We start from the raw sequence: 15,286 nt of genomic DNA on the forward strand, positions 1-15,286 counted from the left end.
CGCTCCCACAGGGTGCGCCGCTGTGCCTGTGGGAGCGGGTTTACCCGCGAAGAGGCCGGTACAGGCGACGCAGGCCTGGGCTTGTATAGGCAACCGCCAAATCGATGGTTTAGAGTGCGTGCCTGCGTCGTAAAAAAGGACAGGCGTCATGACCGATAACAACCAACAATTCGCCAGCGACAACTATTCCGGCATCTGCCCAGAAGCCTGGGCCGCGATGGCAAAGGCCAACCACGGCCACGAACGCGCCTATGGCGACGACCAGTGGACCGAGCGCGCCTCGGAGTACTTTCGCAACTTGTTCGAAACCGACTGCGAAGTGTTCTTCGCCTTCAACGGCACCGCCGCCAACTCCCTGGCCCTGGCCTCGCTGTGCCAGAGCTACCACAGCGTGATCTGCTCCGAGACCGCCCACGTCGAGACCGACGAATGCGGCGCGCCGGAGTTCTTCTCCAACGGCTCCAAGCTGCTGACCGCGCCCAGCGTCAACGGCAAGCTCACCCCCGAGTCGATCCGTGAAGTGGCGCTCAAGCGCCAGGACATCCACTACCCCAAGCCCCGCGTGGTGACCCTCACCCAGGCCACCGAAGTGGGCACGGTGTACCGCCCCGACGAGCTCAAGGCGATCAGCGCCACCTGTAAAGAGCTGGGCCTGAACCTGCACATGGACGGCGCGCGCTTCACCAACGCTTGCGCCTTCCTCGGCTGTACCCCGGCGGAGCTGACCTGGAAGGCCGGCGTCGATGTGCTGTGCTTTGGCGGCACCAAGAACGGCATGGCAGTGGGCGAGGCGATCCTGTTCTTCAACCGCGCCCTGGCCGAAGACTTCGACTACCGCTGCAAGCAGGCCGGGCAACTGGCCTCGAAGATGCGCTTCTTGTCGGCGCCGTGGGTCGGGCTGCTGGAAGACGGCGCCTGGATGCGCCATGGCCGCCACGCCAACCAGTGTGCGCAACTGCTGGCATCGCTGGTCAGCGACTTGCCGGGCGTGGAGCTGATGTTCCCGGTGGAGGCCAACGGGGTGTTCCTGCAGATGCCGGAGCCTGCCATCGAAGCGCTGCGCAATAAAGGCTGGCGCTTCTATACCTTCATTGGCAGCGGTGGGGCGCGGTTCATGTGTTCGTGGGATACCCAAGAGGCGCGGGTGCGCGAGTTGGCGGCGGATATCCGCAGCATCGTCGGCGCCTGATCCACCGCATTCGCGGGTAAACCCGCTCCCACAGGTACGGCACCGTCTTCAAGGACAGTGATCAGCTTGTGGAAGCGGGTTTACCCGCGATGAATGCTGCTAGCCATACGAAAGCTGAAGTTTCTATACCTTCCTTGAAGCGGCGGTGCGCGGTTAATGAGTTCGTGGATTACTCAAGAAGCGCGGGGGCTACCCAAGACAAATTAAAAAAGGGCAATTCCAAGCGTTACAAACCCCCGCACAATCCACTCGCACCATACTAATTCTTATCACTGTCAACTGGTAAATCTATCAGTTGCTCGCGCTGAAAGACTGCAGCAATCTCAAACCTCGTTCTAATACTACAACGAGGATGCAGCGATGGAAGATTTAGATGTGTGGTGGTTTGGAGCCCCAGTCCGAAATGCTGAGTTCAAAAGATTTCTAATGTCGTATCGCGAAGGTGATACATATATGTTCGGGCAACCTGAAGTGTCGCTGACATATAGGCCACCCGAAGAGCCAAGGCTGGATATAATTCCTAGGGATCCTAGCAGGATTGGCAACTCATCCTTGCCTACCAACTCTCGTCAACACCCCGAGGACACAGTATCTGTGTACTTCGGCGAAAGGGATGGCGGCGGGAATTACCCAGTTCCGGAGAAACTCAAAAATTTCATATCAAATTTAGCCGTAGGGAGTATCATAAAATATAACGGCACCTGGATTGAGATCATTGAGAAAAAATACGAATATTTCGAACCCAGCCCGGAATTTCCTGGATATGTCGATATAGGGGTCACGTATAGAAATTTCAACAGCGTTTGAACTCTTTATGACACGATCGGATCGCCACACTCACGTTTGCATCAATGACAGAAGTGTGGCGATCCAATTGCCTTCGCGACTTACTAGGTTTTGTACGAAAAGTATGGTCATCCATCTGTGTGGGAGCGGCGGTGCGCCGATGCGACTTGCCCCGCGATCTGCCGCAACGCGGCAGCAAAGCCCGAATTTGCGGCGTATTTGATATCGGGCACAGATGCGCTTCGCACTCCATCGCGGGGCAAGCCCGCTCCCACAAAACTTTTCGTACAGAGCCTAAAGCCTGAATCCACCCATTTGCCGCGCCAGGTCATCGGCCAACCCGCGCAGCGCCTGGCATTCCTCCCGGCACCCTTGCACCTCGGCCGCCGTCTGCCGCGCCAAATCGGAAATCCCCTGCACCGTGCGGTTGATTTCCTCGGTCACTGCCGACTGCTCCTCGGTCGCCGTGGCCACCTGGTGGTTCATGTCGCTGATCTGCTCCACCTGATCGGTGATCGCCCCCAGCGACGTACCCGTGCGCTGGCTGGACTCGACCCCATTGCCGGTCGCCTGCTGCCCCGCCTGCATCGATGACACTGCCGTGCCTGCGCCCTGCTTGAGGCGCTGGATCATTTGCTGCACTTCATCGGTGGACACCTGGGTGCGTCGGGCCAAGGTACGCACCTCGTCGGCCACCACGGCAAAGCCACGGCCCATCTCACCGGCCCGCGCCGCTTCGATGGCGGCGTTCAGTGCCAGCAGGTTGGTCTGTTCGGAAATACTGCGGATCACTGCCAACACTTCATCGATGGAGGCGACTTCGTCGGCCAATTGGCTGACCGCATCGGCCGCCTTGCCAATCTCGCCAGACATGCCTTCGATGTTGTGAATGGACCGACGCACCACTTCGCGCGCCTGCAGTGCCTCGTCGCGTGCCGACTGCGAAGCCACGGCGGCGGAGCCGGCATTCTGGGCAATGTCCTGTACGGTCAAACCCATCTCGTGCACGGCGGTGGCGACCATCTCGGTCATTTCCTGCTGGCGCCCGGAGCGTTCGGCGGTGTTGTCCACCACTTGCGTTACCTGCTCAACCGAGCGGTGCAGGCGTTCGGTGGTGCGCAACACTTCACCGATCAAGCCGCGCTGGCTGTCGAGAAAGCGGTTGAAGCCCCGGGCCAGGTCGCCCAGCTCGTCCTGGCGCGAATCGTCGAGGCGGTGGCTGAGGTCACCGGCACCACTACCAATCTGCACCAATGCCGCGGTGACCTGGCGGATCGGCCGTACCAGCCCGCGCGCCAGCAGCACCACCAGCAACAGCGAAATCAGGGCCACGCCACCACCAATCAGGCTTGTCAGCCATACGGCCTGACGCATCTGCGCGTAGATCTCGGCCTCCGGCACTTCGGCCACCAGGGTCCAGTTCAGGTCCCGCAGGGGCAGGCCCAGGGCCAGGTAGGTTTCACCGTCGCGGCTGAAACGGCTGCTGCGCAGGCCCTGGTCGCCGCTCATCACCGCCTTGGCGGCATCGGCATCAAGCTGCTCGGCGAGCTGGCGCTTGCCGCTGAACTGCTGGTCGGGGTGCACCTGAATCAGGCCGTCGTTGCGCACCAGGAACACCTTGCCGTGCTCACCGAAGCTGAAGTCGTGGATCAGCTTGGACAGTTCGCTCATGCGCAGGCCCATGCCCGCCACGCCCACCAACTGGCCATCCTTTTCCACCCGATAGTCGATGAACAGCGCCAACTCACCGGTGGCCCCGTCGATATCGATATTGACCAGGCGCTCGGCGCCGCTGTCGATATAGCCGTAGAACCAGCTGTCCTTGGGGTTGGCGCGGCTGAGGGTGCGATCCAGGCCTTTCTCGTTGTAGTAGTGGTTGCTCGCAGTGGCGGCGAACATCGTGGTGAAGGCCTTGTTGCGCTGCCTGGCGCCCTCCAGGTATTCGATGAAACGCGGTGCTTGCGCAGGATCTTCACCGGCGGCCAGCCAGTCGCGCAGCAGGGTATTGCCGGCGATGTCCGCCGCTGCCACCAGCGGTCGGCCAAGCATGCGTTCGATGTCGTTGCGGATCGCCTCGATGCTGGCCGGCAGCGCCGTGTCCACCAGATACCGCTCGGTGAGGCGGTTGACCGCCACGGTGTAGATCGCCACCACCACCAGGATGCTCGCCAGCAGGGCCGCCCCCATGCTCGCGATCAATTGCCACTGGATGCTCCGCCGCCAGATACGCATGCCCTGCTACTCCCGCTAATTATTGTTTTGCGAGAAGTGTATACACTCAAGTATCCAGTTATTCCAGAGATCTGAGACAGCACAAAAAGACTGTGGGAGCGGGTTTACCCGCGAAAACGTCGGTGAAACCACCATCGTCTTCGCGGGTAAACCCGCTCCCACAGGGGATGCTTGAGCGCTTTACTGGTCGCCGATGGTCCGGCTGATGGCATCGACGGTGGCGTCGATCTGCGCCTGGGTGCGCTCCAGGGTCTTGGCGTGTTCGCGCTGCAACTCGATCTGTTTCGAGCACAGGTTCAGGGCCGCCAGCACCAGCAATTTGTCACCGATCAGGGTCGGGTAGCTGCGCTTGGTCTCGGCCAGGGCGACGTTGAGCATGCGCACGGCCTGGGCCAGGGTTTCTTCCTGGCCTTCCGGCGCCTTGAGCGAATAGTCGTTGCCGAGGATCGATACGACATTGACCGGCTGCGCGTGCAGCCTCATGCGTTCACGACACCCGCGCTGGCGCGGTCGACCAGGGCCTGGATGCGGGCAGCGGTGGCGCCGTGCTTCTCTTCCTGCTCCATCAGCGACAGCTGCAGGGTCTCGTTCTCTTCCTTGGCCTGGGCCAGTTCCTGGCCGAGGGCGGTGTTCTGCTCGGTGAGTTGAGCGTTCTTGTGCATCAGGTCGCTGACCAGTTGCTCGAGTTGATTCAGGGAAGTTTCCAACATGCGTCTATCTCGGGTTGTTGCAAAGGGCGCACACGATAAGGAAAAACCTGCGCCCTCGCCATTAAATATCGGATTCAAAAGGTTTTTACCTGCTCAGGTTGACCGGTGTCGGCCGCCCTTGTTCCGGCCTGGGTCAACCGCCTGTCAGGAATTTCGTTAGCTGCCTCACAAATCCACCGTGCCACTATCAAGACTGCCCGGTCACGACCGATACGCCGGCAGGTCTTATTTCGTCGCATGGACTGCGGCCCCCTTTCTGCCCTGGATACCGCCTCCATGTCCTTACGCAACATGAACATCGCCCCGCGTGCGCTGCTGGGCTTCTCCGTGATCGGCCTGCTGATGCTTGGCCTGGGTGTCTTCTCGCTGATCCAGATGGGCAACATCCGCCAGGCCGGCGTGACCATCGAGCAAGTCAGCGTGCCCAGCATCAAGACCCTCGACGAGCTGACCGCGCTCAACCTGCGCCTGCGCACGCTGTCCTACCGCCTGCTGCTCAACCGCGAGCCGGCCACCCAGCAGGACACCCTGCGCCTGCTCGACGAGCGCAACGCGCAGATCGACAAGGCCCGTCGCACCTACGAGCCGCTGATCGCCGCCGCTGATGAAAAGGCCGCCTTCGAGCAGTACGGCCTGTTGCTCGGCCAATACCGCCAGCTTGAGTCGCGCATGCGCAGCCTGAGCCAGGCCGGCAAGGTGGATGAGCTGCGCGACCTGCTCAACAGCGAACTGCTGAGCAATTCCGAGCAGATCAACAAGGTCATGGACCAACTGGTGAAGATCAACACCGACCAGACCGCCGACACCAACGCCAAGGCCGCCAGCCAGTACGCCAGCACCTTCACCCTGGTGGTCGGCCTGCTGGTGGCGGCCACCGCGTTGACCCTGCTGTTCGCCTTCCTGCTCACCCGCAGCATCGTCAAACCCATCGACGAAGCGCTCAAGGCCGCCGAGCAGATCGCCGAGGGCGACCTCACCCACAGCATCCGCCCCGAAGGCACCGACGAGGCCGCGCGCCTGCTGCAGGCCATGGCCAAGATGCAGGACAAGCTGCGCGACACCCTGCAGCTGATTGCCGGCTCCGCCACCCAGCTGGCCTCGGCCGCCGAAGAACTGAACAGCGTCACCGACGAAAGCGCCCGTGGCTTGCAGCAGCAGAACAACGAAATCGAGCAGGCCGCCACCGCCGTCACCGAAATGACCAGCGCGGTCGAGGAAGTGGCACGCAACGCGGTGAGCACCTCGGAAGCCTCCAGCGAAGCCAGCCGTTCGGCCGGCGATGGCCGCGACCTGGTCATGGAGACCGTGGGCGCCATCGAGCGCATGAGCGGCGACGTGCAGGCCACCGCCAAGCTGATCACCCACCTGGCCGAGCAGTCCCGAGACATTGGCAAGGTGCTGGACGTGATCCGCGGCCTGGCCGACCAGACCAACCTGCTGGCGCTCAACGCCGCCATCGAGGCGGCGCGTGCCGGCGAGGCGGGCCGTGGCTTTGCCGTGGTGGCCGACGAAGTCCGGGCGCTTGCACACCGCACCCAGCAGTCCACCAGCGAGATCGAGCGGATGATCGGCAGCATCCAGGGCGGCACCGTGCAGGCCGTGGACTCGATGCGCACCAGCACCGAGCGCGCCGAGTCGACCCTGAACATCGCCAAGGGCGCAGGCCTGGCGTTGGACACCATCGCCTCGGCGGTGGGGCAGATCAACGAGCGCAACCTGGTGATCGCCAGCGCCGCCGAGGAGCAGGCCCAGGTGGCCCGCGAGGTGGACCGCAACCTGGTGAACATCAACGACCTGTCGGTGCAGAGCGCCACCGGCGCCCATCAGACCAGCGCGGCGAGTGCCGAGTTGTCACGCCTGGCGGTGGACCTGAACGGGTTGGTGGCGCGGTTCCGCACCTGATCCTGGTGAACGCCGGGCGCCTGCGCGCCTCTCTGCGAAAGTAACCAGTCGATCAGGCCTGCCTGATCGACTGGTTGCTCTGCCCGGGCTGCACGCGCTCATTAACGGTGGTGAACGTCGGGTTGGACATCTCCACCATTACCTGCACGGCCGCGGGGCGCGCTGCCTCATCGGCAGGGCGCATGCCCAGAATGGCCCTGGCATTGGTCGTGACGCTTCTCTTCATGTATCGCCAGAGTCCCTCCCAGTTGTCCCAGACGGCTTTGGCAATCCGAGTCCCAGCCCCCGCCGCCAGCAGTGCCGTACCAGCATTGGCAACGTAGTTGGCCGCCCCTACACCGGCCAGTCCCATGCCAGCTGCCGCCACGCTCGTGGCGGAGCCCAGCAAGGCGACCCGCGAAGCGTTCACTGCCAGCGCCCCCTTTGGCTCGGGGCCGAGCATAAGTGCGAGCGGCGACGCCGTGTGCAAGGCGATGGTCCCCGAACGCTGGATGATCTGCGAGATCAAGACGGAAGAACCTGCGCTCGGATCATGGCGATTCACCGGGTCGCCGGAACAGTACAGGTAGGCGTGGATCCCTCCTTCAGCGAACGGGCTGAGCGCGTCGGGCTGGTAAAAACGCATCAATGTTGGATTGTAATGACGGTGCCCATTGCCCAGCAGATAGCCGTCCACCCGGGACTCACGAAGCTGGCCACAAAAGCCGGTCTTCAGGCCAGGCGGCGACGGCAGCGCGCCATAGGCCGTGAAGCTACGGCCTGGGAGCTCGGTAGCGCCGATAGGGCTGCGTTGTCTGTCACAGGCAAGCAAGTAGGTAGGCACTATCCAAACTCCTTTGCTGAGGTTCCCCTCCGGAGCTTGGCAGCGACGCAGTGGCAGTGAAACTGGCAAAAGTATCAGGTGCCCAGCCTTGTGGCCCCATTGCCAGCAAGCCTGGCTCCCACAGAGGTTCGCGCCGTACCTGAGGGAGCCGGCTTGCCGGCGAAAGGGCTGCGCAGCAGCCCCTGGTACTCGAGTATCTGATCAATACTCGATCCGCACATCCCCCTTCGGCACACTGCAGCACGACAGGATGTAGCCCTCGGCCTCGTCCTCTTCGGTGATCCCGCCGTTGTGCTCCATCTCCACCTCGCCGCCCAGCTTGAGCACCTTGCAGGTGCCGCAGATGCCCATGCCGCAGGCCTTGGGGATCATCAGCCCGACCTTGGCCGCCGCCGCATGCACGGTCTCGCCCGGGGCCACGCGAATGCTCTTGTCGCTGCCGACGAACTCCACCAGGTTGAGATCGGCCGCGTCCACTTCCGGCGCATCGGCCGCAGCTTCCGCGTGCTCCACCGCATCGGCCTTGGCCTCGGGCGGCGTCGCGCCGAACGACTCCTCGTGATAGTTCTTCATGTCGAAGCCGACCGCCTCGAGCATGCGCTTGACCGCGCTCATGTAGGGCGTCGGGCCGCAGCAGAAGATGGTGCGCTCCAGGTAGTCCGGGGCGATCAGCTCCATCAGGCGCTGGTTGAGGTAGCCGCGATAGCCGGCCCACGGCTCGCCCAGGCCGTGCTTCTCGCAAATGATGTGCAGGCTGAAGTTGGGGATGCGCGAGGCCATCTGCTCCAGCTCGCGGTGGTAGATGATGTCCTTCGGTGAACGGGCGCTGTGCACGAACACCATGTCGACATTGGCGTTGGTGTCGTAGAACCAGCGGGCCATGGACATCACCGGGGTGATACCGACACCACCGGACAGGTACAGCGTCTTGCCCGCCGGGAAGTCGATGGCGTTGAACAGCCCCACCGGCCCGTGCACCGGCAGCTCGGCGCCTTCGTGCATGGTGTCGTGGAGGAAGTTCGAGACCAACCCGCCCGGCACGCGCTTGACGGTGATCGAGAAGCTGTAGGGCACCGACGGCGAACTGGAGATGGTGTACGAACGCATCACCGGCTTGCCTTCGATTTCCAGCTCCAGGGTGACGAACTGCCCGGGCTTGAAGAAGAACATGATCGGCTGGTCGGCCATGAAGCAGAACGTGCGCACATCCCAGGTTTCCTGGATGACCTTGACGCAGCGCACGATGTGGCGGCCATTGGCCCAGGTCTGGGTGGTGACCGGGTTGAGGAAGGTATCGGACATGTTCATCTCCAGCAGCCGACTGTCGGCCTTTCTTATGGCTCCGATAATGCGCAACGCGAGGGCTGCGTACATTCCCATCCGCGACATCGGCGTGCTTATCGCGACCAGCCCCACGCTACAAGGGTTGGCGCGTCGGAATTCGATGCGGCCATGTCGCCCATGGATATGGTTCCCGACGCCTTCGAACGCACACTCCTCGGCAAAACAACACGCTGTTTATCCAAAGCAGCAGCCCTGCGGCAAACAACAACGATTAGCCACTTCTGTCGGCCGCACGCGGCCCCGAGGACCACACGATGGACGTCACCGCTACCCTGAGCCTGGGCGACCCACTGGAACCCGCACGCAAGGCCACCGCCGAGATGCTGCAGACCCGCGAGCGCACCTACTCGCTGCCGCAACCTTTCTACAGCGACGAGCGCCTGTTCCAGATCGACATGCAGGAGATCTTCCACAAGGAATGGCTGATCGCCGGCATGGTTTGCGAGATCCCGACCAAGGGCAACTACATCACCCTGCAGATCGGCAAGAACCCGATCATCGTGATTCGCGGTGCCGAAGGTAAGGTGCATGCCTTCCACAACGTCTGCCGCCACCGCGGTTCGCGCCTGTGCGTCAGCGACAAAGGTAAGGTGGCCAAGCTGGTCTGCCATTACCACCAGTGGACCTACGAACTCGATGGCCGCCTGCTGTTCGCCGGCACCGAGATGGGCGCCGACTTCGACATGAACCAGTACGGCCTCAAGCCTGTGAACGTGAAGGTGGCCGGTGGCTACATCTTCATCAGCCTGGCCGAGAACCCGCCGGCCATCGACGAGTTCCTGGCCACCCTCGACCACTACATGGAACCGTACGACATGGAGAACACCAAGGTGGCGGTGCAGACCACCTTGATGGAGAAGGCCAACTGGAAGCTGGTGCTGGAGAACAACCGCGAGTGCTACCACTGCAGCGGTTCGCACCCGGAGCTGCTGAAGACGCTGCTGGAGTGGGACGACACCAACGACCCGCGCGCCAGCCAGGAATTCAAGGACCACGTGGCCGCCTCGGCCGCCGCCTGGGAAGCCGAGAAGATCCCTTACCTGCACAAGAGCCACGGCCTGCGTAACCGCATCGTGCGCATGCCGCTGCTCAAGGGCACCGTGTCGATGACCATGGACGGCAAGGTGGCCTGCAAGAAGCTGATGGGCCGCATCAAGAACCCCGACCTGGGCTCGATGCGCATCCTGCACCTGCCGCACTCGTGGAACCACTGCATGGGCGACCACATGATCGTGTTCACCGTGTGGCCGATCAGTGCGCAGGAGACCATGGTCACCACCAAATGGCTGGTACACAAAGATGCGGTGGAGGGGGTGGATTACAACCCTGAGGAAATGCGCAAGGTGTGGGATGCCACCAACGACCAGGATCGGCGGCTGGCGGAGGAGAACCAGCGGGGGATCAACTCCACCGCTTATCAGCCGGGGCCTTACTCGAAGACTTACGAGTTTGGTGTGGTGAACTTCATTGACTGGTATAGCCAGCGCATGCTGGAGAACCTAGGGGCGGAGCCGGCGCCTTATTTGAAGGAAGTTATGGCGCAGTGATATATTCCCCATGTCCAGGATTGCAGTCTGGACATGGGGCACTCTTTTGAGTATCTGCATCAAGAAAACTATCGGTGCAAAACCTCGAGAACTCTCGCCACCTTCACGGCAAGACCTCGCGTGTTTCCAACACGAGAAGCATCAACAAAATGGCTTACACCGCTCAGCGTAACCTTCTAGTCCTTGCTGATATAGGCGCACTTGGGCTATTGGGCATGTTAATAGCAACACCACTCCTGCCATCGAGAGCTCTGCCAGCCAAAGCAGATTCTTGACTTCTTTTTCTGACAATACCACGTTCTTGATTGCCGCGATCTACCAGTCCAACTTCCTCATACGCCATATTAACCGTCCAATTTAAATCTGGGGTAACAGGCACAACATCACCCACACCTCCACGGGATCTCGAATCCGCACTTTTCATGTCACGAATCGTCGAATACGTGGCGGCAGCTCCCGAAATAAAAGTGAAGGCAGGAGCAAGTGTCTTTCCCCACTGTAAGGCCAGGTTAGTTTCGCCTCCTGGCATTTCCGCCGCAATGTCAAATCCAATGCCAGATACCCCACCAGCAAACGAGGCCAGCATGGATATAACAGTTAGCTTGGAAGGAGTAGTCCCACTTCTTATTAGTGACACCGCACTTACAACTGGAGAAATCACCCCCAACACATTAACTCCATAACCCAAAATATTTATGACACCCTTTGGGGACGGCAACATGCTATTTGACAAATAACCCACCAAATTCTCTCCCATCCTCCCACTGCGATCGTGACGATTCACGGGATCCCCACCGCAGTAGCCATAACTGTGAATGCCCCCGTGCCCAAATGGGCTGCCGCCTTGATCAGGAGAATGGAACACGCCAAGCGCTGTATTATAAATTCGACGTCCACGCCCTAGAAAATACCACGCCGGAATTGGCTCACTAGGCTGTCCGGTAAAGCCAGTGAGTGGTGCCCCCTGGGGTGCGGCTCGGCTGCCATGGAGCATATAAGAAATAGGAATTACACCCGACATTCCAACTGCGACAATGGGGCTTGCCAAGCGGTCGGTAGCGAGCAACTTTAGAGCCTCCATAACCAAACCCTCATGAATCCATCAAAACCACTTTTAAGACAACATCAAACTACTCTACTAAAGCGGCCCTTCTACTTTTTCAGACAGAGCCTAAAACCTGCCAACCAGCACGCACCTGCGTCACTTTGATATATCTAGACATACTGTGGCGCCCTTAACTCTTGCGCAAGATGCTGCATAGCCTGCAACTTATCTACAGTCAATTCAGCCGTCCATCTTGTAAGAGACTGCTGTTTAAGCTTAATTTCAAGCTCGCGTTGCCATTGGCTGTACATTATCGATAAAACTATTTGCTTTAGTGCCTGAAGGTGATCGTTTGGCACGCCTCGGGCAACAGACCTGCCAACTTCATCCAACATATTTATTATGTATTTATCCATATGTTTTTTTTGGGCCTTCAGGGACTCGAGTGCCTTGTATGAAGCTTGTATCCGCTCCGGAAGTGCCTCCAGCGGCAGCTTTGAAATTACTGCTGCCGCAGCATCTATACCCACAGGAGCATACTGGTGAGTTGCATCTTCATATATTGTCTCCAACCTAGGCTTTTTGATGACTCTGTCACGGGAACGCCCAGAGTTATCCCGCCAGTTCACCGGATCCAAACCACAGTAGGCGTACGTGTTCAGCCCTCCCCTCTCAAAGGGGCTCAGGCTATCTGACGAATGGAAAATTCTCAGCGCCGAATTGTACGCACGGTTTCCGTTACCTAGCATGTAGAAGCCTGTCGTCTCTCGTAATTGCCCGCTGGAACGCAGTTCTGGTAACTGGCGCTCACCACCAAGATTGAACCCGAAAGCGTCATAGGCGATGAAACTCCTTGTCCCCCTATTCTGGCGCAGCAGTACAGAACCTTGCCTATCCGCAGCCAGTAGTGTCGCTATAGATGGCGAGATACTTACTCCTTTCATGGAGTCTCCGCGAATGGCTGATAGTTACAAAAATCTGAACCCCACTCGCACATCTTGCAACTGGCAGAAATAACAGGTGTGAGGTGATCAGACCAACCCGCCCGGCACGCGCTTGATGGTGATCGAGAAACTGTAGGGCACCGACGGCGAACTGGAGATGGTGTACGAATGCATCACCGGCTTGCCTTCGATTTCCAGCTCCAGGGTGACGAACTGCCCGGGCTTGAAGAAGAACATCATCGGCTGGTCGGCCATGAAGCAGAACGTGCGCACATCCCAGGTTTCCTAGGTTTCCTGAATAACCCTGACGCAGCGCACGATGTGGCGGCCATTGGCCCAGCTCTGGGTGGTGAGCGGATTGAGGAAGGTATCGGACATGTTCATCTCCAGCAGCTGACTGCCGGCCAGGAATTCAAGGACCACGTGGCCGCCTCGGCCGCCGCCTGGGAAGCCGAGAAGATCCCTTACCTGCACAAGAGCCATGGCCTGCGTAACCGCATCGTGCGCATGCCGCTGCTCAAGGGCACCGTGTCGATGACCATGGACGGCAAGGTGGCCTGCAAGAAGCTGATGGGCCGCATCCAGAACCCCGACCTGGGCTCGATGCGCATCCTGCACCTGCCGCACTCGTGGAACCACTGCATGGGCGACCACATGATCGTGTTCACCGTGTGGCCGATCAGCGCGCAGGAGACCATGGTCACCACCAAGTGGCTGGTGCACAAGGATGCGGTGGAGGGGGTGGAGGGGGTGGATTACAACCCTGAAGAAATGCGCAAGGTGTGGGATGCGACCAACGACCAGGATCGGCGGCTGGCGGAGGAGAACCAGCGGGGGATCAACTCCACCGCTTATCAGCCGGGGCCGTACTCGAAGACTTACGAGTTTGGTGTGGTGAACTTCATCGACTGGTACAGCCAGCGCGTGCTGGAGAACCTGGGGGCGGAGCCGGCGCCTTATCTGAAGGAAGTCAAAGCGCAGTAACTGCTTCCCCGCGCTTTGGCATCGCCTGCCAAGGCGCGGGGCACAACCTCAAGAACCTTACGAATACCCGAACCGACGCTTTCAGGATCACTGGCCTGAGTTTTTGCTGGCATTCGCCAGGAGACAAGCCAGCTACCGACGCTGCAGACGCCGGAGTTGATCCCCCTGCCAGCAGCACGCAGGCCAGGCCCAGACCTGTGACCTCAAACCCCCCTTTCCCAAGTACAGGTGCATGCGATATGCCGTGGGTGTGCGCATCACTCCAGCATTTGACGCCGACAGGCCGCCCAAGCAGAGTCGTTTCCAGCGGCACTTAGCGTGTTCTGCATTGCGCTTGTCACGGCCAATCGCCTGGAACGCGAGTGGATACTGGGAAAAAGGACAGGTACGTGGAATTGGTTATCCACAGACAAGCAGGCTCACGCTGTACACAACGGCTGACAGGTCAGCGTCGTCACACCCCTGATGAATTGGCTGTTTTTTGATCAAATCTCTACAGCCCTCATGTACAAAGGCTCACAGCCCTCTGCAAACACATTGTCCACAGAGCCACCAACAAAGAATGTGGGAAAACCGGGCTGGGCTGAAACTGGCTGTGGGAAAGTCCGGAAAGCCTAGATAATCAGCGGGGTTACCTGACTTTATCGGCAATAGATCAAAAAACGATCAATTCTTTGTACGCCAGTAAACTCAAGGCCTGCAGTAATGGGCGAACACGTTATCCACACACCGGCCAACAGCGATTGTGGGCAATTTTGCGGGCTCGGGTCTCGAAAATGAAATCAACGACTGATCACAAATTGATCAAACCCTTGAACCCATTGATTTCAAAGGGCTACAGCATTACGCAAACACTTTGTCCACAGCTTGGCGAACAGATTCCGTGGGCAAAAGTGCTGTGGACAAAAGCATCGCGGGGCAAGCCCGCTCCCACAGTGTCCGTCCTTGTATCAATGGGCGGCATTGTGGGAGCGGGCTTGCCCCGCGAGGGTGCCAGTGGTTTCAGCGCAGAACCCCCTCCTCCACCAACAACTTGAGGATCGCCTCGGCGCCTTCCTGGGGCGACACATCCTTCAGCACCTTGCCCCCGCCGCCACTGGCCTTGGCCGTGGCGGCCTTCATGCGGTCGGCGCCGCTCTTGGCCTTGATCACCTTGAGCCGCTTGGGCCGTGGCCGCGCTGGCTGCAGGGCGCCATCACCCAGTACCGGGTCGTCCACCACCGCCACATCAAAGGGCGCCAGCACCCCGCGCCGCGCCGGGCCGAAGGCGCTCTGGCGGGGTTTGGGCGCGGCGTTATCCACAGTTGCCAACAAGGGCAGGCGCACCTTCAAGCGGCGCCGCTGGCCCCGTGGCAGGGCTTGCAGCACCTGGGCGGTACCGTTGTCGATCGATTCCACCTCGGCCAGCCCGACCACCAGCGGCCAACCGAGCTTCTCGGCCAACAGGAACGGCAACATGCCCGAGCCTTCCCCGGTTTCCGCCTGGCTGCCAGTCAGCACCAACTGGGCGCCGGCATCGCGCAGGTAGTCGCCCAGCACGCCCAGCACATCGGCGCCAGCGGGCTGCTCCAATACGTCCAGGTGTTCAAGCCCCATGCCCAGGTAGGCACGCAAGGCCTCTTCGTGGGGATCACCGGCATGCACCACCTGCAAGTTATCCCCAGCCAACTGCAAGCCCAGTTCCACGGCACGCGCATCCTGCTCGGCGCGGCGGGCGCGGCCCGAGCTTGGGTGGGCACCTATGGAGACCAGGCTGATCACTTTCGTACTCATGCTCGTG

Annotated in this window: 12 protein-coding genes and 2 pseudogenes; 5 read left to right on the top strand and 9 right to left on the bottom strand. The window is 60.4% G+C overall.

Translation table 11 applies throughout. The annotated features are described in order from the left end of the window. Positions 1-148 precede the first annotated feature (148 nt). Positions 149-1,189 carry a low specificity L-threonine aldolase gene (locus ABE459_RS08150; protein ID WP_323830145.1) on the top strand — a complete coding sequence of 347 codons (1,041 nt, stop codon included), beginning with the start codon at positions 149-151 and terminating at the stop codon, positions 1,187-1,189. A 360-nt stretch (positions 1,190-1,549) separates the two neighbouring features. After that, positions 1,550-1,996 (top strand): hypothetical protein, encoded by a 447-nt coding sequence (locus ABE459_RS08155; RefSeq protein WP_323830143.1) that lies wholly within the window; start codon positions 1,550-1,552, stop codon positions 1,994-1,996. 273 nt (positions 1,997-2,269) lie between these two features. Here the strand turns inward: ABE459_RS08155 and ABE459_RS08160 are convergent, their stop codons facing one another. The 3 genes from ABE459_RS08160 to ABE459_RS08170 all read right to left on the bottom strand — a co-directional run bounded on the left by ABE459_RS08160 (position 2,270) and on the right by ABE459_RS08170 (position 4,917). After that, complete coding sequence (locus tag ABE459_RS08160) at positions 2,270-4,207, bottom strand: methyl-accepting chemotaxis protein (RefSeq protein WP_125462276.1); 1,938 nt, start codon at positions 4,205-4,207, stop codon at positions 2,270-2,272. A 180-nt stretch (positions 4,208-4,387) separates the two neighbouring features. Next, entirely contained in the window at positions 4,388-4,690 is a 303-nt protein-coding gene (locus tag ABE459_RS08165) for a cell division protein ZapA (protein ID WP_110992273.1), read from the bottom strand. After that, on the bottom strand, positions 4,687-4,917 hold the full coding sequence (locus ABE459_RS08170; protein WP_110992272.1) for a hypothetical protein: 231 nt from the start codon (positions 4,915-4,917) through the stop codon (positions 4,687-4,689). The genes ABE459_RS08165 and ABE459_RS08170 overlap by 4 nt, the downstream gene beginning before the upstream one ends. A 276-nt stretch (positions 4,918-5,193) precedes the next feature. Here ABE459_RS08170 and ABE459_RS08175 point away from each other — a divergent pair, with 276 nt between their 5' ends. Beyond that, complete coding sequence (locus ABE459_RS08175; RefSeq protein WP_323830141.1) at positions 5,194-6,819, top strand: methyl-accepting chemotaxis protein; 1,626 nt, start codon at positions 5,194-5,196, stop codon at positions 6,817-6,819. A gap of 52 nt (positions 6,820-6,871) precedes the next feature. Here ABE459_RS08175 and ABE459_RS08180 read toward each other — a convergent pair whose 3' ends face one another. After that, a complete protein-coding gene (locus ABE459_RS08180) occupies positions 6,872-7,642 on the bottom strand; it encodes an RHS repeat-associated core domain-containing protein (protein ID WP_323830139.1) in 771 nt (256 codons plus the stop codon). A 201-nt stretch (positions 7,643-7,843) separates the two neighbouring features. After that, positions 7,844-8,944, bottom strand: a complete 1,101-nt coding sequence (gene gbcB, locus ABE459_RS08185) for a glycine-betaine demethylase subunit GbcB (protein ID WP_031314933.1) — start codon at positions 8,942-8,944, stop codon at positions 7,844-7,846. 296 nt (positions 8,945-9,240) lie between these two features. Between gbcB and gbcA the strand changes: the two genes are divergently transcribed. Beyond that, positions 9,241-10,533, top strand: a complete 1,293-nt coding sequence (gbcA, locus tag ABE459_RS08190) for a glycine-betaine demethylase subunit GbcA (protein WP_323830137.1) — start codon at positions 9,241-9,243, stop codon at positions 10,531-10,533. A gap of 163 nt (positions 10,534-10,696) precedes the next feature. Here gbcA and ABE459_RS08195 read toward each other — a convergent pair whose 3' ends face one another. The 3 genes and pseudogenes from ABE459_RS08195 to ABE459_RS08205 form a co-directional block, all read right to left on the bottom strand. Next, positions 10,697-11,614: an RHS repeat-associated core domain-containing protein gene (locus ABE459_RS08195; protein ID WP_346648009.1), complete on the bottom strand. Its 918-nt coding sequence runs from the start codon at positions 11,612-11,614 to the stop codon at positions 10,697-10,699. A gap of 134 nt (positions 11,615-11,748) precedes the next feature. After that, a complete protein-coding gene (locus tag ABE459_RS08200) occupies positions 11,749-12,522 on the bottom strand; it encodes an RHS repeat-associated core domain-containing protein (RefSeq protein WP_323830135.1) in 774 nt (257 codons plus the stop codon). A 96-nt stretch (positions 12,523-12,618) separates the two neighbouring features. Continuing rightward, positions 12,619-12,900: pseudogene (locus ABE459_RS08205) on the bottom strand (FAD-binding oxidoreductase); the annotation flags it as partial. Positions 12,901-12,921: 21 nt separating this feature from the next. Here ABE459_RS08205 and ABE459_RS08210 point away from each other — a divergent pair. Further along, positions 12,922-13,506 (top strand): annotated as a pseudogene (locus ABE459_RS08210) (SRPBCC family protein); the annotation flags it as partial. A gap of 1,002 nt (positions 13,507-14,508) precedes the next feature. Here ABE459_RS08210 and ABE459_RS08215 read toward each other — a convergent pair. Further along, positions 14,509-15,279 carry an electron transfer flavoprotein subunit beta gene (locus ABE459_RS08215; RefSeq protein WP_323830133.1) on the bottom strand — a complete coding sequence of 257 codons (771 nt, stop codon included), beginning with the start codon at positions 15,277-15,279 and terminating at the stop codon, positions 14,509-14,511. Positions 15,280-15,286: the final 7 nt, after the last annotated feature.

The organism is Pseudomonas sp. TWI923 (assembly GCF_039673365.1).
Taxonomy (GTDB): domain Bacteria; phylum Pseudomonadota; class Gammaproteobacteria; order Pseudomonadales; family Pseudomonadaceae; genus Aquipseudomonas; species Aquipseudomonas sichuanensis.

Coding starts and splice junctions, on each gene's coding strand:
- ABE459_RS08150 (WP_323830145.1), top strand. CDS start 149: ATGACCGATAACAACCAACAATTCGCCAGCGACAACTATTCCGGCATC.
- ABE459_RS08155 (WP_323830143.1), top strand. CDS start 1,550: ATGGAAGATTTAGATGTGTGGTGGTTTGGAGCCCCAGTCCGAAATGCT.
- ABE459_RS08160 (WP_125462276.1), bottom strand. CDS start 4,207: ATGCGTATCTGGCGGCGGAGCATCCAGTGGCAATTGATCGCGAGCATG.
- ABE459_RS08165 (WP_110992273.1), bottom strand. CDS start 4,690: ATGAGGCTGCACGCGCAGCCGGTCAATGTCGTATCGATCCTCGGCAAC.
- ABE459_RS08170 (WP_110992272.1), bottom strand. CDS start 4,917: ATGTTGGAAACTTCCCTGAATCAACTCGAGCAACTGGTCAGCGACCTG.
- ABE459_RS08175 (WP_323830141.1), top strand. CDS start 5,194: ATGTCCTTACGCAACATGAACATCGCCCCGCGTGCGCTGCTGGGCTTC.
- gbcB (WP_031314933.1), bottom strand. CDS start 8,944: ATGTCCGATACCTTCCTCAACCCGGTCACCACCCAGACCTGGGCCAAT.
- gbcA (WP_323830137.1), top strand. CDS start 9,241: ATGGACGTCACCGCTACCCTGAGCCTGGGCGACCCACTGGAACCCGCA.
- ABE459_RS08195 (WP_346648009.1), bottom strand. CDS start 11,614: ATGGAGGCTCTAAAGTTGCTCGCTACCGACCGCTTGGCAAGCCCCATT.
- ABE459_RS08200 (WP_323830135.1), bottom strand. CDS start 12,522: ATGAAAGGAGTAAGTATCTCGCCATCTATAGCGACACTACTGGCTGCG.
- ABE459_RS08215 (WP_323830133.1), bottom strand. CDS start 15,279: ATGAGTACGAAAGTGATCAGCCTGGTCTCCATAGGTGCCCACCCAAGC.